Source organism: Flavobacterium sp. (assembly GCF_046317795.1).
GTDB lineage: Bacteria > Bacteroidota > Bacteroidia > Flavobacteriales > Flavobacteriaceae > Flavobacterium.
This window is the reverse complement of sequence record NZ_JBKCVI010000057.1, coordinates 1-6,551: the sequence shown is the minus strand read 5'-3', so window position 1 is coordinate 6,551 and position 6,551 is coordinate 1. Positions and strand designations below refer to the sequence as shown.

Genomic DNA, 6,551 nt, shown 5'->3' with positions numbered 1-6,551 from the left:
TAAAAATTTCCTTTTTACATTCAGTCTTCTACCTTTGTACCCCGGAAGAAAATATACCAAAATGAATAAAGACAGTAAGCGAAGAGAAGCACTTTTATACCATGCCAAACCCACTCCAGGAAAAATTCAAGTAGTTCCTACCAAAAAATATGCAACCCAAAGAGATTTGTCTTTGGCCTATTCACCGGGTGTTGCTGAACCCTGTTTAGAAATTGCCAAAGATGTTAATAACGTATATAAATATACTGCCAAAGGAAATTTGGTAGCCGTAATCACTAATGGTACTGCCGTTTTGGGTTTGGGTGATATCGGTCCAGAAGCTTCAAAACCAGTAATGGAGGGAAAAGCATTGTTGTTTAAAATATTTGCCGACATTGATGTTTTTGACATCGAAATTGGGACAAAAGACATCGAAGAATTTATTGCTACCGTAAAAAATATTGCTCCCACTTTTGGCGGTATCAATCTTGAAGATATCAAAGCGCCTGAGTCATTTGAAATAGAAAGACGCTTGGTGGAAGAGTTGAATATTCCTGTGATGCACGATGATCAGCACGGAACAGCCATTATATCTTCTGCAGCTTTATTGAATGCACTCGAAATTGCCAAGAAAAAAACAACAGACGTAAAAATAGTAGTTTCTGGCGCAGGTTCTGCCGCATTGGCATGTGCTAATTTATATGTCTTACTTGGTGTAAAACCCGAGAACATAGTTATGTTTGATAAAGACGGTGTACTTTCTGCGGACCGAACAGATTTATCAGATTTACAAATGAAATACACCCACGGGAAAAAAGGCACTACACTTCTTCAAGCTTTGGTTGGTGCTGACGTTTTTCTTGGTCTATCTGCAGGGAATATTTTATCTCCAGAAATGCTTTTAGGAATGGCAAAAACTCCAATAGTTTTTGCTATGGCAAACCCAATTCCAGAGATTGATTATGATTTGGCTATTGCTACCAGAAAAGACATTATCATGGCAACTGGTCGTTCAGATCATCCTAATCAGGTGAATAACGTTCTTGGTTTTCCTTATATTTTTCGTGGAGCTCTTGATGTAAGAGCTACTAAAATAAACGAAGAAATGAAAATGGCAGCGGTTCATGCCTTAGCAGCATTAGCAAAAGAACCAGTGCCTGAGCAAGTAAATATTGCCTATGGTGAAACCCGTTTGAATTTTGGAAAAGAGTATATCATTCCAAAACCATTTGACCCAAGATTAATTGCAGTGGTCGCTCCAGCTGTGGCAAGAGCTGCTATGAATTCGGGTGTGGCTTTGAACCCCATTACAGATTGGGAGAAGTATGAAGAAGAATTATTAGAACGTTTAGGTTCAGATAATAAGATGGTTCGTTTGCTTACCAATCGTGCTAAGACAGAACCAAAACGTGTTGTTTTTGCAGAAGCCGATCATTTAGATGTGTTGAAAGCAGCCCAAATTGCCTATGAAGAAGGTATTGCTCACCCCATACTTTTAGGGAATAAAGAATTGATTTTAGAACTCAAAGAAGAATTAGGATTTGATGTCGAAGTGCCTATTTTTGATCCAAAAACTAAAGAAGAGGACAAACGAAGATTAAAATATGCAGATATTTATTGGAAATCGAGACAACGTAGAGGAATTTCGTTACTCGATGCTCAAAAATGGATGCGTGAGCGTAATTATTTTGCAGCCATGATGGTCAATGAGGGCGATGCTGATGCTATGGTTTCGGGCTATTCTCGAAGTTATCCATCAACAGTAAAACCCTTAATGCAATTGATAGGAAAAGCTCCAGGAATTACTCTTATTGCTACTACCAATATGATGATGACCAATCGTGGCCCAATGTTTTTATCGGATACTGCCATCAATCCAAATCCCACAGCCGATGAATTGGCAAAAATTGCTTTAATGACTGCCAAAACTGTTAGAATGTTTGGTATGGAACCAGTCATTGCCATGGTTTCCTTTTCTAATTTTGGTTCTTCATCACATGAAAGTGCTACAAAAGTAAGAGAAGCAGTGGCATATTTGCATAAATATTATCCAGATTTAATTGTTGATGGCGAAATACAAACCGATTTTGCTCTGAATGCTGAAATGTTAAAAAATAAATTTCCTTTTTCAAAGTTGGCAGGAAAAAAAGTAAACACGTTAATCTTTCCAAATTTGGAAGCCGCAAACATTAATTACAAACTATTGAAGGAACTGTACAAAGTTGATTCTGTTGGACCAATTATGTTGGGAATGGAAAAAGCAGTTCATATTTTTCAATTGGGAGCAAGCGTGGAAGAAATGGTCAATATGGTGGCTGTTGCAGTAGTTGATGCACAAGAAAAAGAAAAAAGAAAAGGAATGGTCTCCAAATAGTTTTTGTATTATTGTAGTGTCATTGAAATGACTTGATATCAATTAAAGAATTTTGCTATATTTGGCTCCATATTTAATATATAATGATAGCACACATTCAAGGAAAATTGGTTGAAAAATCGCCAACCGAAGTAGTAATTGACTGTAATGGAGTTGGTTATCATATAAACATTTCGTTGCATACCTTTTCTTTACTTCCCAACACCGATTTTGTCAAATTGTATACCCACCTTCAAATAAAAGAAGATGCCCATTCTTTGTTTGGTTTTATGGAAAAATCAGAAAGAGAATTGTTTAAATTATTACTATCAGTTTCAGGAATAGGAGCAAGTATTGCTAGAACTATGCTTTCGTCACTAGACCCAAAACAAATTATTCAAGCTATTGCCAGTGCAGATGTAGTTACCATTCAAGGTATAAAAGGAATTGGAAGCAAAACAGCCCAAAGAGTTATACTAGATTTGCAAGAAAAAGTGTTAAAAATTTATGATTTAAATGAAATTTCTTCCTCTCAACACAATATTAATAGAGAAGAATCGTTATCTGCTTTGGAAGTCTTGGGTTATATGAGAAAGAATGCAGAAAAAGTAGTGGATAAAATCAGTAAAGAAAACCCTGAAGCTTCAGTTGAAATGATAATTAAACAAGCATTAAAAAATTTATAATTTTTGAAATCAATATACTTTACAAAATCATTTTTAAATTTTAAAAGAATACTTTTTGCGTTAGTATTGTTGTTTAGTGTTGCTTCGTTTTCACAAGTTAACCCAACTCCACAAGATTCTACTGGTTATTCTATAGGAAGAGTTGAAATGCAAAATCCTAATAGTATTGTAAATATGTATACCTATGATCCTGTCACAAACAGGTATATCTACTCTAGTACAATAGAAGGATTTAACATCAATTATCCAATTGTTTTAACTCCAAGAGAGTATGAGGAATTAGTGCTTCGCGAGTCGATGCGTGATTATTTCAAGAAAAAATCAGATGCCATTGACGGTAAAAAAGAAGGAAGTGAAGCAGCCAAAAAAGATTTATTACCAAGATATTATATTAATTCAGGATTTTTTGAGTCTATTTTTGGATCAAATACAATTGATGTAAAACCCACTGGCTCCGTAGAAATGGATTTGGGTGCTCGATATACTAAACAAGATAACCCCTCTTTTTCTCCAAGAAACAGATCTCAAACAACATTTGATTTCGACCAAAGAATCAGTATGAGTTTGTTAGGAAAAGTTGGAACTAGACTGAATGTTAACATTAATTATGATACCGAGTCAACTTTTGCTTTCCAAAATTTAATAAAGCTAGAATATGCACCAACAGAGGATGATATAATTCAAAAAATTGAAGTTGGTAACGTGAGTATGCCATTAACCAACTCATTGATTCGTGGAGCTCAAAGTTTGTTTGGAGTAAAAGCACAATTACAATTCGGAAAAACTACGGTTACTGGAGTTTTTTCAGAACAAAAATCACAAACTAGGTCAGTAAATGCACAAGGCGGCGGCACCATTCAAGACTTTGAAATGTTTGCCCTTGATTATGACGCCGACAGGCACTTTTTCCTATCACAATATTTCAGGAATAAATACGATCAGGCATTACGTAATTATCCATTTATTGATAGTAGAGTTCAAATCACCCGAATCGAAGTTTGGGTCACCAACAGACAAAATCGCGTTAGTAATACCAATAATAATTTACGAAATATTATAGCGCTACAAGATTTAGGAGAATCTAGACTTACAGGTTTTACGGACAGTCAAATAGTTGCCATTGCACCTCTTGATATTACCAATGGTTTTTTCTTATCAACGCCAATTGACACTCCATCAGATAATAAAAACAACAAATACGATCCAAAATTAATAACTACTGGTGGTGGATTATTAAATTCAAATATTCGAGATATTGTAACTTCAAGTGCGGGATTTAACAATAGTGTAACTGTTGATGAAGGCACCGATTATTCTAAACTTGAGAATGCTCGTAAACTTACACCTAATGAATTTAAATTTCATCCGCAATTAGGTTACATTTCTTTACAACAACGGTTAGCCAACGATGAGGTTTTGGCGGTTGCGTTTCAATATACTATTGGAGATGCAGTATATCAAGTTGGAGAGTTTGGTACAGATGGTGTAGATGCAACTGTAGTGCAAGATGAAGGAGCAGCTAACCAAACAGTGTCTTCCCAAAATTTAATTTTGAAAATGCTAAAAAGTAATTTAACCAATGTTCAAAAACCAATTTGGAACTTAATGATGAAGAACATTTACCAAATCCAGGGTGGTTTTCAATTACAACAAGAAGATTTTAGGTTTAATATTTTATACTCTGATCCGTCTCCATTAAATTATATAACACCTGCAAATACTACCTCACCATTGCCAAGTGATGTTGCCGAAACTCCCTTATTAAAAGTGTTCAATGTTGATAAATTGAATTATAATAATGACCCTCAAGCGGGTGGAGATGGTTTTTTTGATTTCTTGCCAGGATTAACCGTAGATCAAGAAAACGGGCGATTACTATTTACAACAGTAGAACCTTTTGGGAAACATTTATTTGAAAAACTAAGAACCAATATTTCCGAAGATTATAATGGCACAACCTATAATGCTAATCAAACTAAATATGTCTTCAGGAATATGTATGCCAGCACTCAGGCAGCAGCATTACAAGATGCGGATAAAAATAAATTTCTATTAAGAGGGAGATATAAATCTGCTGGAAATGATGGATACCCTATTGGTGCTTTTAACGTACCAAGAGGATCAGTAGTTGTTACAGCAGGTGGAAGAATTTTGCAAGAAGGAATAGATTATAGTGTCAATTATCAAGCGGGGAAAGTTCAAATCTTGGATCCATCACTACAAGCTTCAAATACTCCAATTGAAATCTCAGTAGAAAACAATTCCACTTTTGGTCAACAAACCCGAAGATTTATGGGAATTAATGTTGAACATAAAATTTCAGAAAAATTTTTAGTGGGCGGTACTTTCATAAAAATGACAGAGCGACCTTTTACCAATAAATCAAATTATGGACAAGAATCAGTAAATAACACCATTTTTGGTTTTAATACTAATTATGCTACTGAACTTCCTTTTTTAACTCGACTGGCTAACAAGTTACCAAATGTTGATACTGATGTGCCCTCCAATATTTCAGTACGTGCCGAAGTGGCATTCTTAAAACCAGATGCGCCAAATGCCGATCAATTCCAAGGAGAACCGACCGTTTATATTGATGATTTTGAGGGTTCACAAACTACCATCGATATGCGTTCGCCACTGTCTTGGAGTTTATCCTCAACACCAAAATGGCAAGCAGGTGTTGGCTACGAAGATTTTGGGTCTGCTGCAGTTGATTTAAGTTATGGATACAAACGGGCAAAACTGAATTGGTACACCATTGACCCAACGCTGTATGTACAAACACCAGCAGAAATAGGAACAGATGGAATTTCATGGAACAGTACACGTAGAATTTTAAATGAAGAATTATATCCTAATCAAGAAATTCCAGCAGGACAAACTCAAGTAGTTAATACCTTAGATTTAACCTATTATCCACAAGAACGTGGCCCTTATAATTTTAATCCCGAAGCACTTTCACCTACCGGATTTATCAATCCAAATAAAAATTTTGGAGGTATTACACGTCCAATCAATTCCACAAATTTTGAACAAAGTAATGTAGAATACATTCAGTTTTGGATTTTAGACCCTTATTTTGATGATGCATACCCAACTACAGTTGCAAATCCAAATAACATAGGAGAAGTCTACTTCAATCTTGGTGAAATTTCGGAAGATGTTTTGAAAGACGAACGTAAACAATATGAAAATGGCTTGCCTGCCAATAGTAATTCCTCCACAACTACTAATCCAACCATTTGGGGGAAAGTGCCTGCATCACAATCATTAATTTATGCTTTTGATGTTGATGGGGCCAACAGGGATTCTCAAGATGTTGGTTTTGACGGCCTTAATGATAATGATGAAAGAAATTTGCCTAATATCGGTGGATATGCGACTCAAAATGACCCAGCAGCCGATAATTATCAGTTTTTTTTAAATGCAACAGGTTCTACCGTTTTTGATCGATACAAAAACTATAATGGAGTTCAAGGGAACTCGCCAGTTGGGGTATCAGATAACAACAGAGGTTCCACTACTATTCC

General features: G+C 35.6%; 3 protein-coding genes. All 3 read left to right on the top strand.

Annotated features, from left to right (window positions below):
• Positions 1-61 precede the first annotated feature (61 nt).
• Positions 62-2,353 carry an NADP-dependent malic enzyme gene (locus tag ACK5ON_RS03625; protein ID WP_396175812.1) on the top strand — a complete coding sequence of 764 codons (2,292 nt, stop codon included), beginning with the start codon at positions 62-64 and terminating at the stop codon, positions 2,351-2,353.
• A gap of 83 nt (positions 2,354-2,436) precedes the next feature.
• On the top strand, positions 2,437-3,018 hold the full coding sequence (gene ruvA, locus ACK5ON_RS03620) for a Holliday junction branch migration protein RuvA (protein WP_396175814.1): 582 nt from the start codon (positions 2,437-2,439) through the stop codon (positions 3,016-3,018).
• 3 nt (positions 3,019-3,021) lie between these two features.
• Positions 3,022-6,551: cell surface protein SprA (gene sprA / locus ACK5ON_RS03615; protein ID WP_409819963.1), on the top strand; the 3,530-nt coding region annotated here is incomplete at its 3' end.